Here is a 22,809-nt window from a genome sequence, read left to right as displayed (position 1 = left end):
TGACGGTAGGCGGACCGGTCCCCTCCGGTCCGCCGAGGCGTGCGTCCCCGTACCCGGCCTCAGGCCGATCCTGCCCCCTGGGGCACGGCGGGGAACGGCACGAGCGCCACTGTTACGTTGTCGTGGCCCCCGCCGTCCAGGGCGTGGCCGAGGAGAACCCGGGCGCTGTGCAACGGGTGCACGGCGGCGTCGAGCGGGACGACCCGGGCCATGTCGTCGGCGGCCTCCGCGTAGTTCCACAGGCCGTCCGTGCAGACCACCACCACGCCGGGCCGGTCCGGTTTGAACGCGGCGGTGTGCGGTTCCAGCTCGTAGGCGTCCGCGCCGAGCCAGCCGGTGATCGCGTGGGCGCGCTCGTCGGCGTAGGCCTCGGCCTCGTTCATCAGGCCCGCGGCGACCATCTGCGCGGCCCACGAGTCGTCCTCGGTGAGCCGGGCCGGGGGAGCGCTGCGGTCGACCGGGACCCAGTAGGCGCGGCTGTCGCCGACCCAGCCGACGATCAGCAGGCCCGACGTCACCACGGCGCCGACGATGGTGCAGGCGGGGGCGTTCTGGTGAGGGGCCTGCTCAAGGGCCGTGGCGGGCTCCGCGGCGAGCGAGTTGACGGCGCGCGAGGCGGCGAGGATCGCGTCGTGCATCGCCTGCTGCGGGTGCGCGCCGCGCGGCAGGGCCGCCAGCAGCGTCTCGCCCGCCGCCTTGGAGGCCGCCGCGGAGGCGTCGTCGGGGCGGGTCGCCGAGGAGACGCCGTCGCAGACGATCGCGACGCAGGCGGGGGTGCCGTCGGGCAGCGCGGTGGTGCCGATGGCGAACGCGTCCTCGTTGCGGTGGTGGCGCAGGCCGCGGTCGCTGACCGCGGCCACCGGGCCGGACTCCTGCTCCATGTGGTCCCGTTCGCGCGGCTGGGCGTGGCCGCAGTTCTCGCAGTAGCCGTCGTCGTCCACGCGGCCGGCCCGGCAGGCGACGCAGACCTTGCCGCCGGTGCCCGCGGCCTGGGCCGCCGGCTCGGCGGACACCCGTGGGTCCGGTGCCTGGAGGAGGTACTCGTCGGGCTGTGTCTGGTAGATCTCCGGCGACGGGGCGGGCCCGTCGGGCTGCGGCGGCCGGTCGAACCGCACGCCCGCGGCCGGGGCCGGCGGGGCGCTCGGGGGCGGGGGCGCCTGGGGCGGCAGTGCGGAGCCGCCCGAATCGGTGCCCGGCAGGTCGGTCGGCAGGTGCGCCGGTTGCGGGGCACCCGTGCCGTCCGGCCCGGGGGCGGGCCAGGCCGCGCCGGCGGACGGCGCCGACGGGGGCTCGGGGTACGCACCGGCCGGAGCGCCCTGGGCGGGCACCGAGCCGTTCATGGTGATGGTCGGGTTGTCCTGAGGCCGTGCCGGCACGGCGGACAGGTCGTATCCGCACGCGCCGCAGAAACGGTCACCCGACTCGAGGGGTTCCTCGCAGCTCGGGCAGGCGGACAACCGGGGCATCTGCGACATCAACTACACCCACGTCCGGGGGCGGTAACGATTGGCACGTTCCACCAGGTCGATTCTCTCCTCGCCGCCCCGCGCCAGCCGGGCCAGCATGCGGTACGAGCGTTCCAGACCGAAACGCAGGCCCCGCTCGTCCAGGCCGCTGCCGAGCAGCGTCCGTCCCCCGGCGGCGGGAGGGGCGGAACCCTGGCCCCCGGAGAGTACCCAGTCCAGCGCGCAACCGAGGACTTCGGCCGACAACCGCTCCCGGCGCGCCGGATCGAGACCGTACGCCTCCAGCGCCTCGACCTGCGCGGCGGCCGCCGTCAGATCCCCGAGGAACGCCGCGTCGGAGGCGCTCGCCGTGCGCTGCCGCAGCCGCGCCCGCACGGCCGCCACCCGGGCGGCCGTGTAGTGGATGGAGGACTCCGGGACCGACTCCAGCGTACGCACGGCACCGTGCCGGTCCCCGGTCGCCAACTGCACGCGGGCCAGGCCGAACGCGGCGCTCACATAGCTCGGATCGGTCGACCACACCAGCCGGTAGTACTCGGCGGCGTTGTCGAGCTGCCCCAGCACCTCCGCGCACAGGCCCAGCGCCAGCTTCGGCGCGATCTCCCCCGGGAAGGCGTCGTAGATCGCGTCGAAGGCGAGCGCGGCGCCCTCGTCGTCGCCCGTCACCAGCGCGGCCACACCGCGGTACCAGACCACCCGCCAGTCGTCGGGCCGTTCACCCTCCAGCGCGACCAGCGCCTGGAGCGCTGTGGCCGGCTCGCCGGTCTCCAGCCAGGCCCGGACCTGCCTCAGACGCGTCTCGATCGACGGGGCCGGAGCCGCCGCCAGGGCACCGAGCAGTTCGGCGGGCGCCGAGGTCATCAGGCCCGCGAGGAAACCGGCGTTGGGGTCCCCCGGGTCGACCCGGGCGACGGGCAGGGCGAAGGCGGCGGCGGGGGTGTCGACGGGCTTGACGAGGCCGTGCGGGCCCTCGGACCGCTGCGGGTGGGGCAGGGCGGCAGGAGCGGCGGACGCCCGGGTCCGCACCGCCCGGGCTCCGAGACGGGACACCTCTGCGTCCAGCCTCGGGAACAACTCCGTGTCCGGCACCCGCAGTTCCGGCCCGAAGAGCGTGGACAGGGCCGGGCGGGCACGACCCGTCTGGAGGGAGACGACCTCCCGCAGGACGCCCGTCAGCTGCTCGGTCATCTCCTGCGCGGAGGCGAAGCGGCGGGCCGGGTCGGGATCCGTGGCACGGACCAGGAGCCGGTAGAACGACTCGTACTGCCGGAACACCTCGATGTGGTCCGGGTCGGGCAGGGAGTCGGCGTAGACGTTGGTGTAGCCCTGGAAGTCGAACGTCATGACGGCGAGGGTGCGGGCGACCGTGTAGAGGTCGCTCGCCACCGACGGGCCCGCCTCGGCCACCTCCGGGGCCTGGTAGCCGACCGTGCCGTAGATGGCCGACTCCTCGTCGTCCATCCTGCGCACCGCGCCCATGTCGATCAGCTTGAGCTGGTCCTCGGTCTGGATCGCGTTGTCGACCTTGAAGTCGCAGTACAGCAGGTTACGGCTGTGCAGGTGCCCGAGCGCCTCCAGCGCCTCGATGCCGTACGCGCAGGCCTGTTCCACCGGCAGCGGGTCCCGTCTGCCCTGCGCGGTGCGGCGGGCGTTGGCGATCTCCTTGAGGGACTTGCCGCCGACGTACTCCATGACGATGTAGCCGTCGAGCGAGCCCGTGCGCTGGTCCAGGTGCTCCACGAAGTTGTAGATCCGCACGATGTTTGCGTGCTCGATCTCCGCGAGGAAACGACGCTCGGAGATCGCCGCCGCCATGGCGTCCTGGTCGCCCGTGTCCAGCAGGCCCTTGAGGACCACCCAGCGGTCCGAGACAGCCCGGTCGACGGCGAGGTAGATCCAGCCCAGGCCGCCGTGCGCCAGACAGCCGACCACCTCGTACTGGCCGTGCACCACGTCCCCGGCCTTCAGCTTCGGCACGAACGAGTACGGATGACCGCACTTGGTGCAGAAGCCCTCCGTACGGCCCGGCCGGTCGCCGCGCGCCCGGCCCACCGGCGCTCCGCAGTCGGAGCGTGAGCAGAACCGCTTCCGCTCGGGCACCTCGGGGTTGTCCAGGACCATCTCGCGCGGGTCGGGCCGCGGGATCGGCGGCACCTGCACCAGCCCGGCGCCCAGCCGCCCCCGGGATGCGGAGCCCGCGGTCGAGCCGGAACTGCGCACCGACATCGAGCGGCCCGTCGACGTACCCGACAGGGACCGCGAGAGGCGTCCCGACACCGAACGGCGGGACCTCGACGACTGGGAGGAGGTCCGCGAACTGCGGCTGCCGGAGCGGGAACCACCGCTGCCGGCGGACCCGCGGGAGCCGCCCCTGCCGCCGGCCGTGACGCCGGTGGGAGGCGAACCGACCATGCCGTTCCCGGAAGGGGGACCCCCCGCCGCGACGACCGGGGCGAGACCGCAGGTGTCGCAGTACAGTTCCCCGCCGCCCACGTCCTCGTAGGTGCCGCCGCAGGCGGGGCGCTGGCAGGCGCGTCCGGACGCGCCGGGTGGCTCCTGCGACGGCTGACTCATGGACTCCCCCTCGTCACTCATGCGCCCGGCCCCCTCCGGTCGTCCTCGGGCACACCCTGCCCCGGCACCCGCGGGCCGCCGCCCAGCAACTCGGCGGCCGCGTGCTGGTAGCGCAGCACCGCCTGCTCGGCGGCGCGCAGGTCGCAGGGGGCGCTCCACAGCATGCGGCGCGCCTTCTCGTACCGCTCCACCAGCAGGGTATCCTCCGCGAAACCGTGCCGGGCGACCTTCGCCTTGTACGCGTCGAGCCGGCCGCGCAGCTCGGCGCGGACCGCCAGTGGGGCGGTGACGGCCGTCAACGACTCGCGGGCGCGCAACAGTTCGTCCTCCGCCTTCTGCTCCAGCGACTCCAGCAGCGGGGACAGCCGGTGCCACTGCGCCTGCCTGCGGTACTCCGCGGCAGCCGCCAGCTGCTCCTGCAGCACGGTCGGCGGGCCGCTGACGACCGGCACCTCCGTCGCCGCGATCTTCGCCAGGACCTCGCCGCGTGCCGTGCGCGCCTCCGCGAGCGTGCGGTCCGCGCGGCTGAGGATGTCCCGCAGCCGCACGATCCGCTTCTCGGCGTCCTGGCGCACCGTCAGCACGGCGTCGATCTCGCGGCGTACGTCCTCCAGGGCACGTGCCTCACGGTCGTACACCGTCAGGTCCGGCCTGCCGCCGCCCGGCGCCGAACTGCCCTCCGCGGCCAGCCAGAAGGCCAGCGGATCCGAGACCACCTGCTCGCGCAGCTTCGTCAGTATCCGCGTGATGCGCTCCAGGTCGTCACCGGCCGGGTGCTCGCCGGGGCGCACGCCGACCGAGTGCGCGAGCCGGCGGGTGCGCTGGAGTTCCGCCGCGAGCAGATCGATCCGGGCGGGCAGCGCCGACCAGACCGCGTCCGCGGCGACGACCATGTCCAGGCTCGTCGCGTACAGCTCGTTCATCCGGTCGACGAGGGCGGAGAGCGAGTAGCGCTCGCTGAGCCTGTTCGGACCGCCGTGCAGGGTCGGGGCGTTGGCCGTCGCCGTGGCGCTGCCCGCGACGGTGACCGAGTCGCCGTTCAGCAGCTCCGTCAGCTCCACCAGGTCCTCGCGGCTGGACCAGCGGCGGCGGGCCCGGATGTCGCGTGCGGTGCGCAGCGCGTCGGTGTACGCGTCGAAATACGTCCACAGCAGCGTGATGGACGCCTCCGTGGACGTCCAGCGCTCCTGGGTGACGCCGGTGAGCCGGGCGCCCTCCAGGAGTCTGCGGCCCGCGTGGTCCTGCAGGGCCAGGAGCGAGGTCTCGATCGCCTCGTGCTCCGCGCCGAGCCGCGCCAGCGCACGGTCCACCTCGTCCCGGTCCATCACCGGCCCGGTGGATCCCGTGACGCCCATCGATCACCTCTCGCTGCGGTTGTGTGTCGCGTGTCGTCTGTCGTCGTCTGGTGCGGGTGCTCGTGGGTGCTCGTGGGTGCTCGCGGGTTCGGCGGGGGTCAGGTGGTGCGGAGGTACTGCGGTGCCGGTGGTTGCGACTTCTTCGCATCCTTGCCCAGGGTCGCCGACAGCCATTGGTCGTACGACGCCTGCCAGCCGTTCGCGGTGTCCTCGCGGTAGTCCACCAGGATTCGGTTGACCCGGCGTACCAGGTCGTCCGCGTCCTTCTTCATCGCCACGCCGTAATACTCGGCAGTGAAGGCGTCACCCTTGAGCTGGACCGTCGGATCCTGTGCCGCCTGACTCGCCGCGAGGGCACCGTCGGTGACCACCGCGTCGACCTCGCCCAGCTGGAGCCGCACCAGGCAGTCGAGTTGGTTCGGCACGGTGGTGGAGATGTCGGTGCTGGCCGGGAGGCCGCCGGCCTTCTGGTCCGCCTGGAGTTTCGCGTACGCCGTCGAGCCGGCGGCCGTGCAGACGCGGCGGTCCGCGAGCGTGCCGTCGTAGCCCTTGACGGGCGAGGACTTCGGGGCCAGGACCTGCTGGCCCGTCTTGAAGTAAGGGGCGGAGAAGGCCACGTCGGCGATGCGGGCGCAGTTGATCGTCATCGTGCGGACGACCATGTCCACGCGGCCGTCCTTGATGGCCGGGATGCGCTGGTCGGTGGGGATCGCCTTGAACTGCACGGCGTTCGGGTCGCCGAGGATGTCCTCGGCGATCCGGTGCACCAGGTCGATGTCGAAGCCCTCGAGCTCCGCGGTCTTGCCACTGTTGGGGTTGCGGTAGCCCCAGCGGTAGCTGTTCTGGTCGACGCCGACGATCAGTTTGCGCTTCTCGCCCTCGCGGTTCTTGATCACCCGGATGGTGTCGCCGTCGGCGGAGGAGGGGGAGAGCGTCTGCTGCTCGGGGGCCTCGCAGTCCTCTTCCGCCGCCGTGCCGACGGTGCGCGTGGCCGCGGCGGTGTGCTGGGTGGCCGCGGGGGCCGTGGTGAGCGGCAGGCAGAGGGCCACCAGCGCCACCAGGGCGCAGACGACTGCCATCGCGGTCACTCCGCCCCAGCCCTTGAGTGCGTCTCGCACGGTCGTTCCTCCCTTCGCCCCTGGCCCGTTCACCGGTACTCCGACAGCCTGCGGCCGATGCCCAGGACCGCGCCCGCCGCGCCCAGCACCGCGAGCACGGCCGCGCCGGCCGGCAGGCCCGTCAGCGCGCCGCGGCCGTCGCCCGCCGCGCGCTTGAACTCCGTCTCCTCGTGGGCGATTGCCGTGCGCAGGTTCTCGTCGACGCTGTCGAAGCACTCGCCCGTCGCGCCCTTGGCGCCGATGACGCTGTCCAGCGCCTGCTGGTAGTTGCCGTTCTCGTCCTGCTCGCGGGCCGCGGCGTGGCGCTTCTTCCACTCCGTCATGTTGCCCACGGCGGCGGTGACGGGGCGCTCGCCCGAGACGTCGTCGGCGAGCTTCTCCGCCGCCGCCAGGTGTGCGGCGAGGGCCTTGATGTCCGAGCCGAAGTCGTAGTCGTAGGCGTCGTAGGTCGTTTCGCCGACCTTCTTCGTCTCCGCGCCGCGCGCCACCAGAGTCAGGTTCTCGTTGCCCCGGGCCTTCAGGGAGGCGATGCGCGCGTCGTGCAGGACGTTCAGGGAACGGACGCCGTGGTCGTAGGAGTCGTTGAGGCCCGCGCGGGCGACGGTGTGGCCCACGACCAGCCAGAGAAGGACGGCCGTGGCCGTGGCCGTGGCGGCCACCAGGCCGTGGTTCAGGACCCTGTTCGTCCGCCGGTAGTTGCGGTGCTGGGCCCAGGCGAGGGCGGCCAGGGCGGCGACGCCGAGGGCGATGGCCGCCCAGGGGTACGGGGTGGCGCCCGCGTAGTCCGCGCGCAGGCGCTGGTTCTCCTTCTTGTACAGGTCCTCCGCAGCCGGGAGCATCTGCTGCTGCATCTTCTCGTTGGCGTAGCGCAGGTAGGCGCCGCCGACGGGGAAGCCCTGGCGGTTGTACGTACGGGCGCGCTCCACCAGGCCCTTGTACTCCGGGAGGAGCCGGTTGAGCTCGGCGATCGTCGCCGTGGACGGGGAGTGCGGGTCGGCGTTGGCGGCGGCGTTGACGAGCTTCTCGGCGGCCGTGCGGATGTCCCGCTCGTAGCGTTCGCGGGTGGTGGCCGACTCCTGGCCCCCGGCGAGGAAACCGCTGGAGGCGGCGGTGTTGGCGTCCGCGAGGGAGCGGTAGATGTCGGCGGCGTCCGAACTGAGGGGCTGGCTGCGGGTGAGGACGTCGTCGGCGGCGGCCGCGCGGCCGGTCATCTGCCAGGCGGCGACCGCGCCGAAGGCGATGACGAGGAGGGCCAGGAGGGCGCCGATGACGCGGAGGCGGCCGGGTTCGGTGGTGGCGGCGGAGCGGAGCCGGTCGAGGCCCTCGGCGAAGGCGGTGCGGCGGGGGCCCGCCGGGGGTTCGGGCGGTGCCGGGGCGCTGCCGGGGGGCCGGGCCGGGGGTGCCGTCTGCGCCGGTACCGTCGGCAGGACGGGCAGGACGGGCAGGCCCGGGCCCGGTGGTGGCGGGCTGCTCTTCGGCGTGTACGTCACTGTGACCTCCCCCGTGGTCATCCGTCGCCGCAAGTATCGCTGCCGGGGCCGACATCCGCACCGGCCTTGTCTGGATCTTGATCGGATCGCAGCGTGGACACCACCCCCCGGCGCCGCCCCTTGCCCAGGAACACGTATGGGGAGGTGGATCGGTTCCCGGTGGGGCGGGTGCGCGTCGTCTGCGGGTGACGCCGGGTCGGAGTGTGCTGTGCCTGTGGGGCCGGGTGGGGGCGTGCCTTTGGGCTTGGCGCCGGGTGCGGGTGCGCGTCTTCGCCTGACGCCGGCTCGGGGTGTGCTGTGCCTGTGGCGCCGGGTGGGGTGCGTCTTCGCCTGGCGAGGAGTGGGGGTGCGCGTCTTCGCTTGGCGCCGGGTGATGGGCCCGGGCCGCGCCGGGGGTTGCCCGTCCTCGGAACGGCGCGATGGACCCTCATACCGACTGACTGCCGTTGACGCGCCAACCGCCGCGGGCGGACACCCCCCCCACGGCCCCTCCTCGCCGTACGCGGGTGCGGGCGCGTCGCGGTCGGCCAAGGGGCCTAGGCGTTGTAATGCCTGCGCAGACGCTCCTGCGCCGCCTTTCCCGCTCCGACGTGGTCCAGGCCCAGCAGCGCCGCCCCCAGGACCGGGCTGGCCGTGACCACCCGCGGGACGGCCTTCGGTGCGCGTTCGGCCAGCATGTGCTCGATGTGGTTGTTGAGTTGGGCATGACGGGCCGCCAGGACGCCGCCGCCCAGAAGGACCGGGGTCTGCTCGGACAGCAGGTCCAGGCGGGTCAGGGCGACCACTGCCATGGCGACCACCTCCTCGGCCTGGCGCTCCACGATCGTCCCGGCGATGGCGTCACCGCCGGCGGCCGTGGCGAAGAGGACCGGGGCCAGCTCGTGGCGCCGGAGCATCGGGATGTGCTCCAGGTGCAGCGCCTCGACGAGGGCGTACACGGAGGGCAGGCCGAAGTGGGCGGGGAGGGTGTGGCACAGGGCGGTGGGGGCGCCGCGGCCGTCCTCCGCCCGGGAGGCGTGCCAGAGGGCTTCCTCGGACAGGTCCCAGCCGCCGCCCCAGTCGCCCGAGACCCTGCCGAGTGCCGGGAAGCGGGCCGTGCGGCCGTCGGGGCGCATGCCCACGCAGTTGATGCCCGCGCCGCAGACGACCGCCACACCCCGGGGTTCGGTGACACCGGCCCGCAGGATCGCGAAGGTGTCGTTGCGGACCGTCACGGTCGTGCCCCACGCGCGTGCCCGCAGCGCCGCCGCCAACCGCTCCTCCTCGATGGGGAAGTCGGCGTTCGCCAGGCATGCCGAGACATGGGTGACCGAGGTGAGACCCGCGGTGCCGAGGGTCTGCGCCACCGTCTCGGCGAGGGCGTCCATCGCCGCGTCCACGCCCACGGCCGGCGGACGGAAGCCGCCTCCGCGTGCCGTGGCGAGGACATCCCCGTCCGCCGTCACGATCGCGACGTCCGTCTTGCTGTTGCCCGCGTCGATGGCGAGGACACGTGTCGTCAGGCCCACGCGAGGTGCTCCCGGTTGTGTGCGATCAGCCGGTCGGTGAGCGTCTCGGCGTACGCGTACTGGCCGACGAGGGGGTGCGAGAGGAGGGCGCGGAAGACGCGGTCCCTGCCGCCGTGCAGGGCGGCCTGCAGGGCCAGCTCCTCGTAGGCCGTGACGTCGGCCATCAGGCCCGCGTAGAGCGGGTCCACGGGCCGCACGGGCAGGGGAGACGCGCCCTTGACCCCCACGGCCGCCTGGACCTCGATCACCGCGTCGTCGGGGAGGAACGGCAGCGTGCCCCGGTTGTGGATGTTCACCACCTGGCAGGGCGAGCCGCCGCCGCCCAGCAGGGCCGCGGCCAGGTCCGCCGCCGCCTCCGAGTAGAAGGCACCGCCCCGCCCGGCGAGCAGCTCCGGCTTCTCGTCCAGGGCCGGGTCGGCGTACAGCGCGAGCAACCGGCGTTCCATCTCGGCCACTTCGGCCGCCCGGGACGGTTTCGTCCGCAGTTCCCCCACGACCTCGTCGTGCGCGTAGTAGTAGCGCAGGTAGTAGGAGGGGACCACGCCCAGGGTGTCCAGCAGGGGGCGGGGCAGGCGGAGGTCGGCCGCGATCGTGTCGCCGTGTTCGCCCAGCAGTTCCGGCAGGACGTCCTCGCCCTCCGGGCCGCCGAGGCGTACCGCCGTCTCCCAGGTGAGGTGGTTGAGGCCCACGTGGTCCAGGTGGAGTTCGGACGGCTCAAGGGAGAGCAGGGCCGCGAACTTGCGCTGCAGGCCGATCGCCACGTTGCACAGGCCCACCGCCTTGTGGCCCGCCTGGAGCAGGGCGCGGGTCACGATGCCGACCGGATTCGTGAAGTCGATGATCCACGCCCGCGGGTTGGCGCGGCGTACGCGCTCCGCGATGTCCAGGACGACGGGGACCGTGCGCAGGGCCTTGGCGAGACCGCCGGCGCCGGTGGTCTCCTGACCCACGCAGCCGCATTCCAGGGGCCAGGTCTCGTCCTGCTCACGGGCCGCTTGGCCACCCACGCGGAGTTGGAGGAGGACCGCGTCCGCGCCGTCCACCGCCTCGTCGAGATCGGTCGTGGTGGTGATGCGGCCCGCGTGGTCCTGCCGGGCGAAGATGCGGCGGGCCAGGCCGCCCACCAGGTCGAGACGGTCCTGGGCGGGGTCCATCAGGACCAGGTCCTCGACGGGCAGGGTGTCCCTCAGGCGGGCGAGGCCGTCCACGAGTTCGGGCGTATAGGTCGAGCCTCCGCCGACCACGGTGAGTTTCATCGCAGAGCTCCCTGAGACGTGGGGGAAGAAGGGAATGCCGGGGGAGGGACGGGTCAGCGGGAGGTGTCGAAGACCGCGTCGCGTGTGGTGGAGAGCGCGCTCTCCAGCGCGCCGCGCAGCACGGGGTGTTCACGGACGTCGCCCACGACCAGACGCGGGCGGGACGCGGCCAGCTCTTCCAGTTCGGCCTGGACGAGGGCGCGCAGCGGCTCGCCGCCCGAGGTGAGGGACGCGCCGCTCAGCACGACGAGTTCGGGGTCGAGGACCGAGACCAGCGAGGCCAGACCGGTGGCCAGCCGGGTCGCGTAGGTCCGGAGGAGGTGCCGGTGGGCGTCGTCGCCGGCCTGGGCCGCCCTGGCCACCAGTTCGGCGGCGGCCTCGGCGTACGGGCCCGGCGGGACGTCCGCGATGCCGAGCTCGCGGGCCAGGCGCGGGACGGCCTGGGAACCGGCCAGTTCCTGGTAGCCGCCGCCGTTGGCCTCGGTGACCCGGCGGACCAGGGGGGTGCCCGGCACCGGCAGGAAGCCGACCTCCCCGGCGCCGCCGGTCCAGCCGCGGTGCAGCCGGCCGCCGAGGACCAGGGCGGCGCCCAGGCCCTCCTGGTTCCACAGCAGCACGAAGTCCGCGTGGCCCCGGGCCGCGCCGAGGCGCTGCTCGGCGAGCGCGACCAGATTGACGTCGTTCTCGTACTCGAACGGCATCGGCAGGGCGGCGGCGAGCTCGTCCAGCAGGGTGGGTGAGTGCCAGCCGGGGAGGTGGGAGGCGTAGCGCAGCCGGCCGGTGGTGGGGTCGAAGGCGCCGGGCGTGCCGATGACCAGGCGGTGGACGTCGTCCCGGGCGAGACCCGCCGCCTTCACCGCGCCGTCCAGGGCGTCGGTGACCTGCTGGACGACCGGGGTGCCGGTGCGCCTGCCGCGGGTGGGCAGCTCGTGGCGGCCGATCGTGCGGCCGGTGATGTCGGCGACCGCGGCGAGGACCCGCTGGGGGGTGACGTCGAGTCCGGCGGCGTAACCGGCCGCCGGGTTGACCTCGTAGAGCTGGGCGCTCGGTCCGGGGCGGCCTTCGGTGGTGCCGGTGGCCAGGACGAGCCCCGCCGCCTCCAGACGGGCCAGGAGCTGGGAGGCGGTCGGCTTGGACAGGCCGGTGAGCTTGCCGATCCGGGTGCGGGACAGCGGTCCGTGCTCCAGCAGCAGGTCCAGGGCGGCCCGGTCGTTCATGGCGCGCAGGACGCGCGGAGTGCCCGGCGTGCCGGCGGTTCCTGCCATACGGGTCCGCACCTGCCCTTCGGCGGCTTCTCATGATCAGGCGGGGAAGCCGACCCGGCGGCCGTCGCCCCGCGATCACTATTAGGAAAGTTTCCTGTCAGTGGGAGAAAGGTAGGCGTGACGCCGGGCGGGCGTCAAGAGGGGACCGCTCGTCGCCGTACGGACACAGAGCGCCGCGTATCGGGCATGCGGCCGAACACGCGAGGAGGGCGGCACCCGGCTGTGCCGGATGCCGCCCTCTCCCGCGGGCCGTGACGGCTACTTCGTGGTGCTCGTCGGGGCGGGCGGGGTGAGCGGGGAGGCCGCGGCCGACTGCGGGGACGCCGCGTTCGCGTACACCGAGGGGGCGGCCATCCCCGCCGTCGGGTCCGCGGGCTGCTCCTCGACCGTGGCCGTGGCGCCGCCGACGATCCGGATGTCCGCCGCGTCGAACGCCCGCTTGATGCGCCAGCGCAGTTCGCGCTCCACGGTGAGGGACTTGCCGGGCATGGTCTTGGCCGTGACGCGCACGACCATGGAATCCAGCAGGACGCTGTCCAGGCCGAGGATCTCGATCGGGCCCCACAGCATCTCGTTCCAGGGCTCCTCGGCGCCCATCTTCTCGGCCACCTCGTCCAGGGTGGCCTTGACCTTGTCCAGGTCCTCGCCGGAGTGGACGGTGACATCGACGTTGGCCGTGGCCCAGCCCTGGGAGAGGTTCCCGATCCGCTTGACCTCGCCGTTGCGGACGTACCAGATCTCGCCGCCGTCACCGCGCAGCTTGGTCACGCGCAGGCCCACCTCGATCACCTCGCCGGAGGCGACGCCCGCGTCGATCGTGTCTCCGACGCCGTACTGGTCCTCCAGGATCATGAAGACACCGGAGAGGAAGTCGGTGACCAGGTTGCGGGCGCCGAAACCGATCGCCACACCGGCGACACCCGCGGAGGCCAGCAGCGGGGCGAGGTTGATCTGGAAGGTGCCCAGGATCATCAGCGCGGCGGTGCCGACGATCAGGAACGACGCCACCGAGCGCAGCACCGAGCCGATGGCCTGCGAGCGCTGCCGACGGCGCTCGACGTTGACGAGCAGCCCGCCGATCGCACTGCTCTCCCCGGTCTGGTGGTTCCGGTTCATGCGGTCGATCAGCTTGGTGATCGACCGCCGTACGACGACCCGCAGGATCACCGCTATCGCCACGATGAGCAGGACCCTGAGCCCGATCGCGAGCCACGTCGACCAGTTCTGCTCGACCCAGCCGGCGGCGTTCGTCGCGCTCTCCTGGGCGTCCTGGAGCGAAGGCACTCTCGGGGACTGGGTCTCCGAGGGGGTCGGCGACGGTGACGGGTCGGCGGCCGGCAGGACGGAGTCCACGAGGGACAGGGACACGGCAGGTACCTCCAGGTGCAGCGGTCTGCCCCGGCACGGTGGTTCTGGGGGGCCAAGGTCACGGCTGGGTCACCGAAGGGGCAGAACCACCACACTAACGGGGCATTGTGTGTGCTTCCGCTGGATGTGTGAAGGAGAGACCGTGCTCACCCTGGCTTGAACAGGCCATGATCCTGGGGATGAATGGGATGTGGTCGAAAACACTCCCAGCCCGTTACGGGGACATGGTGGCGCTTCCACCAGGCATGAGGGGAGACTGGCTACGAATCGTCCCGGCGCGAGCCACGCGCCGCCGGCGTCCAAGGAGGCATCCGTGCCGCATGTCCTGGTACTCAACGCGTCGTACGAGCCTCTGGGCGTCGTACCGCTCCGCCGCGCACTCGTCCTCGTCCTCGAGAACAAGGCCGTATGCCTTGAGGAGTCCGGCGCCTACCTGCACAGCGCGACCGTCACAGTCCCCGCACCCAGCGTGGTCCGGCTCAAGCGATTCGTCCGGGTTCCCTATCGGGGGCCCGTTCCACTGACCCGCCGGGCGCTGTTCGCCCGCGACGGGGGCCGGTGCATGTACTGCGGTGGCGTCGCAACCAGCGTCGACCACGTCATCCCGCGCAGCCGCGGGGGCAAGCACGTCTGGGACAACGTGGTGGCGTCCTGCCGCCGCTGCAACCACGTGAAGGCCGACCGCCACCTCTTCGAGATCGGCTGGCGGCTGCGCCACAAACCCGCCCCGCCGTCCGGCCTGGCCTGGCGCATCATCGGGACCGGCCACAGGGATCCGCGCTGGCTTCCGTACTTGCAGCCGTACGGCGCGGAGGACGCCATGGCCCGGATCGACGGCATTTCCGCCTGACGACGATCCGGGCCTTCGTATTGCCGCGTGCGGCCTGTCGGTCGGCCCGGGGAACCCCCGTTCCCCCGGGCCGGCCCGTCATGGGGGAAGCGCCTACGCGTACCGCAGTTCCCCCGGGTGCACCGATCGGCGCAGCAGGGGCAGCGAGGTCGCAGCGGCGAGCAGGCAGGCGGCGTAGACGGCGAGGGGCACCAGAGCCGCCGCCCAGGGGAACGGGCTGTGGCCGAGCAGCGCGTACCAGGCGGCGATGGCCGTCCCGCCCAGGCCCGCGAGCAGCACCGCCGGCGCCAGCGGCAGTGCGGTCTCCAGCAGCGGGGCCCGGCCGAGCACCGCGCGCGGCACCCCGGCGGCGGCCTGCGCGGCCAGTCCGCGGCGGCGGGTGGCCAGGGACTCGGCGGTGCCGACGGCGAGGCCGGACAGAGTGATCGCGAAGGCGACCGCGATGGCGGCGCCGGTGAGATCGAGACCGGTCACGTAGTAGTCCGGGCTCGCGGCGAGCCGCCGGGTGCCGTGCACCCTGTCGAGGAGCACCGCGCGTACGCCCATGAAGCCGCCCCCGGCGACCGTCACCAGCAGCACCGCCGCGTGCGTGCGGGCGGCGGCCCACGGGTCGTCGCGCAGCCGCTCCGCCGCGATCAGGGGCGCCGCCGACCGGGCCCGGGCCGCCAGGATCCGGCCGGTCACCCTGGCCATGGCCCCGGAGAGCCACACGGCGCCCGCACCGACCGCGAGGCTCACGCCCACCATCGTCAGCGGCGGCCCGGCGTGCGGCCGGTTGGCGGCGGGCGAGGACGTGCCGAGTACGGCGAACAGCGTCACCACCCCGATCAGGACGACCCCGGCCAGGAACAGCAGCCCCGGCCCGCGTCCGGTGCGCGGTCCGATCCGGCGGACCCAGCCGAGGGGCGAGGCCACCACCCGGCGCAGCGCCAGCGCGCCCGCCGCCGCCCCCAGCAGCGGTACGCCGACCGCGACCAGGGCGATCCCCGCCCAGGCCAGGACGGTCGGCCGGTTCCAGTGGCGCAGCAGGAGCAGCACCGAGACGACGGTGGCGACCGCCGAGCCCGCCAGACAGGCCGGCCCGGTCTCCAGCGCGGCGATCCGCCGCACCTGCCAGGGTGTCGCCCCGGCCAGCCGCAGCCCGGCCAGCCGCCGGTCGCGGTGCACCGCCCCGATCCGGGCGCACTGGCCGAGGAACCCGAGGACCGGGACGAGCAGGAGCATGAGGCCGGCGATCACACCGGACCGCGTGCCCGGCTCGTTCAGCAGCCCGGCGGCGACGGGCACGTCATAGCTGCCGCGCAGCGATGCCAGGGCGACGGCGGCCAGCGCGAACCCGGTCGCGAGCGCCGCCCCCGTCGCCGTGAGGGTTATGCGCCACCACTCCCCGCGGTCGGAGCCGCGGGTCAGTTCCCAGGCGAGGCGCAGATCGGCTCGCAGCGCCATCACGCCGTCGCCCCCAGCGTCGCCACGGCGCCGTCCCGCAGCTGGACCTCGCGGTCCGCGTACGCCGCCACCTGGGCGTCGTGCGTGATCAGCAGGACGGCCGTGCCCGACTCGCGGGCCGTGTGCACGAGGGCCGTCATGACCTGCTCGCTCGCGAGGGAGTCCAGCGCCCCCGTCGGCTCGTCGGCGAAGACCACCCTCGGGCCGGTGACCAGGGCCCGGGCCAGGGCCGCCCGTTGCGCCTGTCCGCCGCTCAGCCCGCCCGGCCGCAGGTCCTCCTGTCCCCGCACTCCGAACCGCTCCAGCCACTCACCGGCCCGGGTCCGGGCGTCGGCCCGGGTGGTTCCGGCCAGCAGCAGGGGCAGGGCGACGTTGTCCAGCACCGTCAGCTCGGGGATGAGCTGCCCGAACTGGAACACCACGCCGAACTCGGTGCGCCGCAGCTCGCTCAGCCGCTTCTCGGGCAGGTCCTCCAGCCGCCGGCCGTCGTAGGTCACCGAGCCCGCGTCCGGGCGGACGATGCCGGACAGGCAGTGCAGCAGCGTCGACTTCCCGCTGCCGCTCGCGCCGGTCACGGCGAGGATCTCGCCGGCGTGCAGTGCGACCGACGCGCCGCGCAGGGCGGGCGTCCGGCCGTGCGCCTTGGTGAGACCCCCGGCCGTGAGAAGGGGCACGGGTCTGCTCATACTGCGTCGACCTCCGCGGTCAGAGTGGTGAGCCGGGCCGCTGTGGTGCTCATCCAGCGGAGGTCGGCGTCGAGGTGGTTGAGGGCATAGTCCGCCGAGAGCACGGTCGCGAGGTCCGCCCCCTCGGCGGCCTTCACCGCCGTGAGCTCCCGCATCCGCTCCTTGTGCGCGGCGCGCTGGGTGCTCAGGTACCCGGCCGGGTCGCCGCCCGAGAGGATCGCGACCACGACCTTGGCGAAGATCTCGTTCGCCACGAAGGGCGCGGGCGGGGCGATCTCCCCGGCCCACCGGCCCAGTTCGCGCGCCCCCTGGTCCGTCGTCCGGTACGTCGTGCGTTCCGGGCCGCCGTCCGAGTCGGTGCCGTCGACCTCGGCGAGACCGTCCCGCACGAGGCGCTGGAGGGTCGTGTAGACCTGTCCGTAGGCCAGCGGGCGGGCCTGCGGGAAGCGTTCGTCGTGGCGTCGCTTGAGGTCGTAGCCGTGGCTCGGACCCGAGGCGAGCAGGCCCAGCAGGATGTGGCGGGTGCTCATGCCGATCATTATGTACTGAGTACATGTACTGAGTGAATAGTGAGCCGTGAGGAAGTTTTCGCCATGCCCGGCGAACGGCTCACTCCGCGACGGCGTACGCCTCCACCGACCACAGCGAATAGCCGTACGGGGTGGCCCGCTGGTCGCCTTGCACCCGTACGAAGCGCACGTCCTTCTCGTCCATGCGGACGTCCTCCCGGCCGCCCCGGCTGTCCCGGACCGTGGCCGCGTCCCGCCAGCGGCGGCCGTCCGGGGAGACCTGGACGCGGTACGCCGAGGGGTGGGCGTCCTGCCAGTGCAGCGCGACCCGGCCGAGCCGAACCGGGCGGGCCAGCTCGACCTGCCACCAGGCGCCGTCGTCGACGGGGGAGGACCAGCGGGTGTCCGCGTCGCCGTCGTTGGCCGCCGATGCGGGGAAGTCGGGCGTCTCGTCCGCCGAGGACCGGGCGGTGCCGCTGCGGGCCAGGTCGGGGCCGCCGGTGGGCGGGACGGCGCGGACGGTGAGCGTGCGGTCCGCTCCCGCGAACCCCAGCCGGATGTCGTACGAGCGCATCGGGGTGCCGCGCTCCACGGTCACCTCGACGGGAACCACCACCGTGGTGCCGCGCCGCACGGTCAGCTCCGTCCTCGGCACCCGCACCCGGACGCCCTCGGGTGCCTCGGCGGTGATTCTGCCGCGGGCGTCGGCGGGGCGCAGTGAGCTCAGCCGGGCCGTCAGCCGCTCCGTACGGCCGGTCTCGACGTCCGCGCGGTCGCGGGGCAGGCCGAGGGAGGTGGCGGGGGCGTCGGTGAACCAGGGGATGAGGTGGTGCACGCGGGAGGGGGCGGGGCCGGTGACCCGCAGGGCGTCGGCCCGCGCCGAGAGCCGCACCTCGGTCGCCCCGGACCGGTCCAGCCGGCCCGCCTCGCGCCAGCCCTGCCCCGGCACGTGCACCTCGACGCCGCCCTCGGTGCCCGGCTCGGTCAGGGCCGTCACGGCGGTCAGGGCCCGGGGCCGCGGGAAGCGCAGGGTGCGGCCGTCGCCGGGGTTGCGGGGCGGTTCGTGCTGGATGCCCGACCAGGCCGCGTACGACTTCTGCGCCCGTCGCAGGAAGGGGTCCAGCACCTCCGTGCCGACCTCGACCGGCGCCGACTCCAGCCGGGCCCGCAGGACGCCGAGCCTGCGGTACGCCGTCCAGGCCGCCGCCGTGTCCCCGGCGCGCTGCGCCTCCAGCATGCCGAGCGCGGCCGTGCCCGCCTCGCCGTAGGTGGCCAGTTGCTCCGCCCAGGGGGCGACCTCGGAGCCCAGGCCGGTTCCGGACAGCCGCCGGGGCAGCTCGCGCAGCACGGTGAAGGCCTCGCGCAGCCGCCGCGCGGCGGCGTCGTCGGCGCCGGTGCCGCCGGCCGTGCGGGACCTCCAGTACGCCTCGGCCAGCGGGCGCAGATACGCCGACTCCTCCTCGCCGAGCACCGACGACGCGTCGTTCCCGGCGAGCGCCGCCAGGGCCCGCTCGCGGCGCCGGTCCCCGCCCGCCAGGTCGGTGATCGCGGCGCGCCAGGACTCCCCGGAACGGTAGGCGCGCGGGTTCCAGGCGTAGTCGGCGGCGGTGAACAGCGGGATGCGGGACGCCTCCGGCTGCTGCATGGCGTTGGCGAGCAGAGCGGCCGAGCCGGTCGCCACGGCCGGCTCCCGGCCCCGGTACGGGCCGAGGAAGAGACGGCCGGGGTCGTAGTCGTTGACCGGGTAGTTGTCCATCGTGACCAGCGGATGCCGGAACGCCTCGCGCGCGTCGGCCAGTTCGCCGCCCGTGATGGTGCGGGGCACCACCCCGACCCCCGTCCACGCCACCTCGACGCCCGCGGTGAGGTCGCTCGCCAGTGCCCGCCGGTAGTCGGTCGTGCCCTCCTCGTAGTACTCGGTCGGCATCAGGGACAGGGCGGCGGCGCCGGGGTGCCGCGCCGCCAGGTGCCGGGCCACCGCGTTCGCCACCCGGGCCTGCGCCCGCGCCGCCGCCTCGGGGCCGGAGCCGAACCGGTCGGAGTCCGCCCCGCAGTGCCACTCGCTGTAGCTGACGTCCTGGAACTGGAGCTGGAACGCCCGGAAGCCCAGCTCCCACATCGCGTCCAGCTTGCGCGTCAGCGCCCGCACGTCGGCGTCGGAGGCGAAGCACATCGCCTGGCCCGGTGCCACCGCCCAGCCGAGCGAGACGTGGTTGCGCCGGGCCCGCTCGGCCAGGTCCCGGAACCGGGCCCGCTGCCCGGCCGGGTAGGGCTCACGCCAGCGGGCCTGCCGGTAGAGGTCGTCACCGGGGGCGTACAGGTAGCGGTTCTGCTTGGTGCGCCCCATGAAGTCGAGCTGTGCCAGCCGCTGCCGGTGTGTCCACGGGGTGCCGTAGAAACCCTCGGTGATGCCGCGGACGGCGGTGCCGGGCCAGTCACGCACCACGACCGCCGCGATCGTGTGGTCGGGCCGGACGAGCTGCCGCAGCGTCTGCACGGCGTGGAACAGGCCGTCCTCGCCGGTGCCGGTGAGGGAGACGCCGTCCCGGCCCACGGACAGTTCGTATCCCCCGGAGGGCAGGGCATGGCGGTCACCCCGGCGGACGGGTTCGGTCCACGCCCGGACGACCAGCGCCCCCGGTCCGGCCGTGTCCGTGATCCGGCGGGCTCCCGCCTTCCGCAGCAGCGCGCGCAGGGCCTCCACGGAGTGGTGATCCGTCCGGGCGCCGGTGATCAGGGCGACGTCGTGCGGTACCGCGACCGGGGCGCCGTTCGCGCGCAGCGACTGCGGGCGCGGCCAGACGGAGAGGTCCGGTCCTGCGGTGTCGGGGGTCGCCGTCGCGGTCGCGCCCGGGGCCGGCGGAGCCGCCGTCGCGGCGGGCGGGGCGACAAGGCTCCCGGTGACGACGGCGACCGCGAGGACGGCGATCCGCGTTCCACGCCGCAGTCCCACAGGCCCCTCCAGATGTGTTCGACCGGGAGAACGAGCCCACCACCGTCCGGAGTAGGTGTCAACGAGAGTGGCCGTTGTGGCGCGAATGCCGGAATCTGGAGGGGGTGGAGGGGAGCGGAATGTGAGCAGGAGCACGATGTTCGCTCTGGGGCGTCTGCGTTCGCGCCGACTGGGTAGGGCTGCGATGACCCGTCGAAAGCCTTACTCGCCAAGGAGGCCCCCGTGGCTGCGATGACTTTCCTTCCGCTCCCGGCCCCGTCCAAACCCGTGGCGGACCCGTCCGCCGACCTCGACGACCCCCACTACGCCGGTCCCCGCTACTGCGTCTTCAGCTCCGAGAGCACCCACACCGAACTGCCGCTGACCAGCGAGCCCCCGCTGCCCGACGCCGAGCCCCTCACCAGTGAGCCGCCGCTCGCCGAAGCCGCCCCCCTGACCAGCGAGCCCCCGGCCTTCGTCCCGGACTACTCGAGGATGTAGATGACCGCACCCCGGCCGGCCGACCCGCCCTCCGAGGATCTGTCCCGCCTCGCCGTCCTGCACGGCGTCGCCACGTCCTACAGCCCGTCCCCGGACCGCGTGGTCGCGGCCTCGGCCACGGCTCTCACCTTGACCCTGGCCGCCCTCGGCGTGGACGCGAGCACACCCGGCGCCGTGAGCGCCGCGCTCGCGGCCCGCGAGCGGGACGCGGGTGAACGGCTGCTGCCGCCGACCGTGGTCGGCTGGAGCGGCAGCCCCCCGGCCGCCCTGGCCGCGCTGCCCGAGGGAACGGGGCTGCGGATCCACACCGAGCAGGGCGAGACCCGCGCCTCGACCGACGGTCTCCCGCCCGGCGTCCACCGGCTGACCGCCACCACCCCCGACGGCCGCATCGCCACCGCCCACCTGATCGTCGCCCCGTCCCGCCTGCCCAGCCCCGCCGGGCGCTCCCACGGACTGCTCGTCCAGCTCTACTCCCTGCTGTCCCGCCGCTCCTGGGGCATGGGCGACCTCGGTGACCTCGCCGAGCTGGCCGGCTGGGCCGGGCGATCGCTCGGCGCCGGGTTCGTCCAGGTCAACCCGCTGCACGCGGCCGTTCCCGGCGCCCCCACCGACCCCTCCCCGTACCGCCCGTCCTCGCGCCGCTTCCCCGATCCCGTGCACCTGCGCGTCGAGGACATCCCCGAGGCGGCGTACGTCGAGGACCCCGAACGCCTGCGCAGCCTCCTGGAGCGAGCCGGACGGCTGCGCGAAGCGGTGCTGCACCAGGGCGCGTTGATCGACCGGGACGCCGTGTGGGAGCTCAAGCGGGAGGCGCTGGAGCTGCTCGGCGAGGTCCCCCTCGGTCCCGGCCGGCGCGCCGCCTACTGCGACTTCCTCGCCGAGCAGGGCCAGGCCCTGGAGGACCACGCCACCTGGTGCGCGCTCGCCGAGGTGCACGGCTCCGACTGGCACCGCTGGCCGACCGGCCTGCGCGATCCGCGGTCGGCCGAGACCGTCCGGGCGCGCAACGGCCTCATGGACCGGGTCGACTTCTGGTCCCGGCTCGCCTGGCTCACCGACACCCAGCTGACCGCCGCGCAGCGCGCCGGGCGCGAGGCGGGGATGCCCGTCGGGATCGTGCACGACCTCGCGGTGGGTGTCCACCCCGGCGGGGCCGACGCCTGGGCGCAGCAGGAGTACTTCGCCGCCGGCATGTCGGTGGGCGCCCCACCGGACGCCTTCAACGCCCGCGGCCAGGACTGGGGCCTGCCGCCCTGGCGTCCCGACCGCCTGGCCGAGTCCGGTTACGCCCCCTTCCGCGAGCTGCTGCGTGCCCTGTTCCGCTACGCCGGGGCGCTGCGCATCGACCACGTCATGGGCCTGTTCCGCCTCTGGTGGGTCCCGCAGGGCCACCCGCCCACCGAGGGCACCTACGTCCGCTACGACGCCGAGGCCATGCTCGCCGTGCTGGTGCTGGAGGCCTCCCGGGCCGGGGCGCCGGTGATCGGCGAGGACCTCGGCACCGTCGAGCCCGGTGTGCGCGAGGCGCTGCGCGAACGCGGGGTACTCGGCACGTCCGTGCTGTGGTTCGAGCGCGACTGGGAGGGCGACGGTCGTCCCCTGCCCCCCGACAGCTGGCGCGCCGACTGCCTGGCCACGGCCACCACCCACGACCTGCCCTCCACGGCGGCCCGCCTCACCGGCGAGCACGTCGAGCTCCGGGACAGCCTGGGCCTGCTGACCCGCCCGCTGGAGGAGGAGCGCGCCGAGGCCGCCGCCGACGCGGGGGAGTGGCTGACCCTGCTCTCCCGGCTCGGCCTGCTGCACGGCACGGGCGGTGGCAGCGACACCTCCTCGGAGGAGGCCGAGATCCAGGCCGTCCACCGCTTCCTGCTGCGCACCCCGGCCCGCATGGTCGGTGTCTGGCTCCCGGACGGCGTGGGCGACCGGCGCCCGCAGAACCTCCCCGGGACGTGGGACCAGTACCCGAACTGGCGTCTGCCCATCGCGGACGCGCAGGGGCGACCGGTGACACTGGAGGACCTGGCGGCCTCGCCGCGGCTGCACGCGCTGATGGAGGTGCTCAGGGAGGGCGGATCATGAGGCGTGGGCGTCTTACGGCACCCCGGGCGCGCGTCCCCGGTCGGCGTTGGATACTTTGACACCGTGGACAAGAAGAACGCCCTGCGCGCCGGCGCCCTGGCAGCCGGTACGACGCTGATGATGCTGCTCATGTCGTCCCCCGCGAGCGCGCTCACCCGCGACGACGGTGACGACCCCGGCCCGGGCCTGAGCGTCATCGAGACGCTGGGCCTCTTCGTCGCGGCCCCCATCGTGCTCTACCTGGTCATCCACGGTCTGGTGATGATCGGCGACAAGTCGCACAAGAAGAAGGACCCGACCAGCTCCAACATCACCACGAAGGCCGACGCGACGAGCGAAGTCAAGGCCTGATCAGCGTTCCGCGCCGAGGGCGCCGCCGCGATGACCGCGGCGGCGCCCT

General features: G+C 74.0%; 17 protein-coding genes. 4 read left to right on the top strand and 13 right to left on the bottom strand.

Annotation, left to right across the window (positions count from 1 at the left end):
- Positions 1-59: 59 nt before the first annotated feature.
- From ABTX62_RS20550 to ABTX62_RS20510, 9 genes are all read right to left on the bottom strand, one after another.
- Entirely contained in the window at positions 60-1,475 is a 1,416-nt protein-coding gene (locus tag ABTX62_RS20550; RefSeq protein WP_352117497.1) for a protein phosphatase 2C domain-containing protein, read from the bottom strand.
- A gap of 3 nt (positions 1,476-1,478) precedes the next feature.
- Positions 1,479-4,040: a serine/threonine-protein kinase gene (locus ABTX62_RS20545; protein ID WP_352117533.1), complete on the bottom strand. Its 2,562-nt coding sequence runs from the start codon at positions 4,038-4,040 to the stop codon at positions 1,479-1,481.
- A 17-nt stretch (positions 4,041-4,057) separates the two neighbouring features.
- Positions 4,058-5,395, bottom strand: a complete 1,338-nt coding sequence (locus tag ABTX62_RS20540) for a coiled-coil domain-containing protein (RefSeq protein ID WP_283971352.1) — start codon at positions 5,393-5,395, stop codon at positions 4,058-4,060.
- Positions 5,396-5,493: 98 nt separating this feature from the next.
- On the bottom strand, positions 5,494-6,474 hold the full coding sequence (locus ABTX62_RS20535) for a glutamate ABC transporter substrate-binding protein (RefSeq protein WP_352117532.1): 981 nt from the start codon (positions 6,472-6,474) through the stop codon (positions 5,494-5,496).
- Positions 6,475-6,542: 68 nt separating this feature from the next.
- Positions 6,543-8,003, bottom strand: coding sequence for a GlnX family signal transduction membrane protein (locus ABTX62_RS20530; RefSeq protein ID WP_352117496.1), 1,461 nt, complete (start codon positions 8,001-8,003; stop codon positions 6,543-6,545).
- A gap of 536 nt (positions 8,004-8,539) precedes the next feature.
- Complete coding sequence (locus tag ABTX62_RS20525) at positions 8,540-9,511, bottom strand: N-acetylglucosamine kinase (protein WP_352117495.1); 972 nt, start codon at positions 9,509-9,511, stop codon at positions 8,540-8,542.
- The gene (locus ABTX62_RS20520; RefSeq protein WP_352117494.1) at positions 9,502-10,767 is read right to left on the bottom strand and encodes a 6-phospho-beta-glucosidase; all 1,266 of its coding nucleotides are present in this window, start codon (positions 10,765-10,767) and stop codon (positions 9,502-9,504) included. The genes ABTX62_RS20525 and ABTX62_RS20520 overlap by 10 nt, the downstream gene beginning before the upstream one ends.
- 53 nt (positions 10,768-10,820) lie before the next feature.
- A complete protein-coding gene (locus ABTX62_RS20515; protein ID WP_352117493.1) occupies positions 10,821-12,032 on the bottom strand; it encodes an ROK family transcriptional regulator in 1,212 nt (403 codons plus the stop codon).
- Between the two features lie 258 nt (positions 12,033-12,290).
- Positions 12,291-13,400 carry a mechanosensitive ion channel family protein gene (locus ABTX62_RS20510; RefSeq protein WP_352117492.1) on the bottom strand — a complete coding sequence of 370 codons (1,110 nt, stop codon included), beginning with the start codon at positions 13,398-13,400 and terminating at the stop codon, positions 12,291-12,293.
- Positions 13,401-13,713: 313 nt separating this feature from the next.
- Between ABTX62_RS20510 and ABTX62_RS20505 the strand changes: the two genes are divergently transcribed.
- Positions 13,714-14,250: an HNH endonuclease gene (locus ABTX62_RS20505; RefSeq protein ID WP_033314199.1), complete on the top strand. Its 537-nt coding sequence runs from the start codon at positions 13,714-13,716 to the stop codon at positions 14,248-14,250.
- A gap of 93 nt (positions 14,251-14,343) precedes the next feature.
- Here ABTX62_RS20505 and ABTX62_RS20500 read toward each other — a convergent pair whose 3' ends face one another.
- The 4 genes from ABTX62_RS20500 to ABTX62_RS20485 all read right to left on the bottom strand — a co-directional run bounded on the left by ABTX62_RS20500 (position 14,344) and on the right by ABTX62_RS20485 (position 19,844).
- On the bottom strand, positions 14,344-15,696 hold the full coding sequence (locus tag ABTX62_RS20500) for an FtsX-like permease family protein (protein WP_352117491.1): 1,353 nt from the start codon (positions 15,694-15,696) through the stop codon (positions 14,344-14,346).
- Positions 15,696-16,382: an ABC transporter ATP-binding protein gene (locus ABTX62_RS20495; protein WP_352117490.1), complete on the bottom strand. Its 687-nt coding sequence runs from the start codon at positions 16,380-16,382 to the stop codon at positions 15,696-15,698. Before ABTX62_RS20495 ends, ABTX62_RS20500 begins: the two co-directional genes overlap by 1 nt.
- Positions 16,379-16,912: a PadR family transcriptional regulator gene (locus tag ABTX62_RS20490; protein WP_352117489.1), complete on the bottom strand. Its 534-nt coding sequence runs from the start codon at positions 16,910-16,912 to the stop codon at positions 16,379-16,381. The genes ABTX62_RS20495 and ABTX62_RS20490 overlap by 4 nt, the downstream gene beginning before the upstream one ends.
- Positions 16,913-16,991: 79 nt before the next feature.
- Entirely contained in the window at positions 16,992-19,844 is a 2,853-nt protein-coding gene (locus tag ABTX62_RS20485; protein ID WP_352117488.1) for a beta-N-acetylglucosaminidase domain-containing protein, read from the bottom strand.
- Between the two features lie 222 nt (positions 19,845-20,066).
- On the opposite strand from ABTX62_RS20485, the gene ABTX62_RS20480 reads away from it, so the two are divergent.
- The 3 genes from ABTX62_RS20480 to ABTX62_RS20470 all read left to right on the top strand — a co-directional run bounded on the left by ABTX62_RS20480 (position 20,067) and on the right by ABTX62_RS20470 (position 22,760).
- Positions 20,067-20,324 (top strand): hypothetical protein, encoded by a 258-nt coding sequence (locus tag ABTX62_RS20480; RefSeq protein ID WP_352117487.1) that lies wholly within the window; start codon positions 20,067-20,069, stop codon positions 20,322-20,324.
- Positions 20,325-22,409 carry a 4-alpha-glucanotransferase gene (malQ, locus tag ABTX62_RS20475; RefSeq protein ID WP_352117486.1) on the top strand — a complete coding sequence of 695 codons (2,085 nt, stop codon included), beginning with the start codon at positions 20,325-20,327 and terminating at the stop codon, positions 22,407-22,409. It abuts the gene before it with no gap.
- A 63-nt stretch (positions 22,410-22,472) separates the two neighbouring features.
- Positions 22,473-22,760, top strand: coding sequence for a hypothetical protein (locus ABTX62_RS20470; protein WP_352117485.1), 288 nt, complete (start codon positions 22,473-22,475; stop codon positions 22,758-22,760).
- Positions 22,761-22,809: the final 49 nt, after the last annotated feature.

The organism is Streptomyces sp. NPDC096046 (assembly GCF_040303285.1).
In the GTDB taxonomy this organism is placed as follows: Bacteria; Actinomycetota; Actinomycetes; order Streptomycetales; family Streptomycetaceae; genus Streptomyces.
This window is presented reverse-complemented; position numbering and strand designations above follow the sequence as displayed.

What these genes read in the sequence shown, in the direction of transcription:
- ABTX62_RS20550 (WP_352117497.1), bottom strand. Translation starts at nt 1,475, where the DNA reads ATGTCGCAGATGCCCCGGTTGTCCGCCTGCCCGAGCTGCGAGGAACCC.
- ABTX62_RS20545 (WP_352117533.1), bottom strand. Translation starts at nt 4,040, where the DNA reads ATGAGTCAGCCGTCGCAGGAGCCACCCGGCGCGTCCGGACGCGCCTGC.
- ABTX62_RS20540 (WP_283971352.1), bottom strand. Translation starts at nt 5,395, where the DNA reads ATGGGCGTCACGGGATCCACCGGGCCGGTGATGGACCGGGACGAGGTG.
- ABTX62_RS20535 (WP_352117532.1), bottom strand. Translation starts at nt 6,474, where the DNA reads ATGGCAGTCGTCTGCGCCCTGGTGGCGCTGGTGGCCCTCTGCCTGCCG.
- ABTX62_RS20520 (WP_352117494.1), bottom strand. Translation starts at nt 10,767, where the DNA reads ATGAAACTCACCGTGGTCGGCGGAGGCTCGACCTATACGCCCGAACTC.
- ABTX62_RS20515 (WP_352117493.1), bottom strand. Translation starts at nt 12,032, where the DNA reads ATGGCAGGAACCGCCGGCACGCCGGGCACTCCGCGCGTCCTGCGCGCC.
- ABTX62_RS20500 (WP_352117491.1), bottom strand. Translation starts at nt 15,696, where the DNA reads ATGGCGCTGCGAGCCGATCTGCGCCTCGCCTGGGAACTGACCCGCGGC.
- ABTX62_RS20495 (WP_352117490.1), bottom strand. Translation starts at nt 16,382, where the DNA reads ATGAGCAGACCCGTGCCCCTTCTCACGGCCGGGGGTCTCACCAAGGCG.
- ABTX62_RS20490 (WP_352117489.1), bottom strand. Translation starts at nt 16,912, where the DNA reads ATGAGCACCCGCCACATCCTGCTGGGCCTGCTCGCCTCGGGTCCGAGC.
- malQ (WP_352117486.1), top strand. Translation starts at nt 20,325, where the DNA reads ATGACCGCACCCCGGCCGGCCGACCCGCCCTCCGAGGATCTGTCCCGC.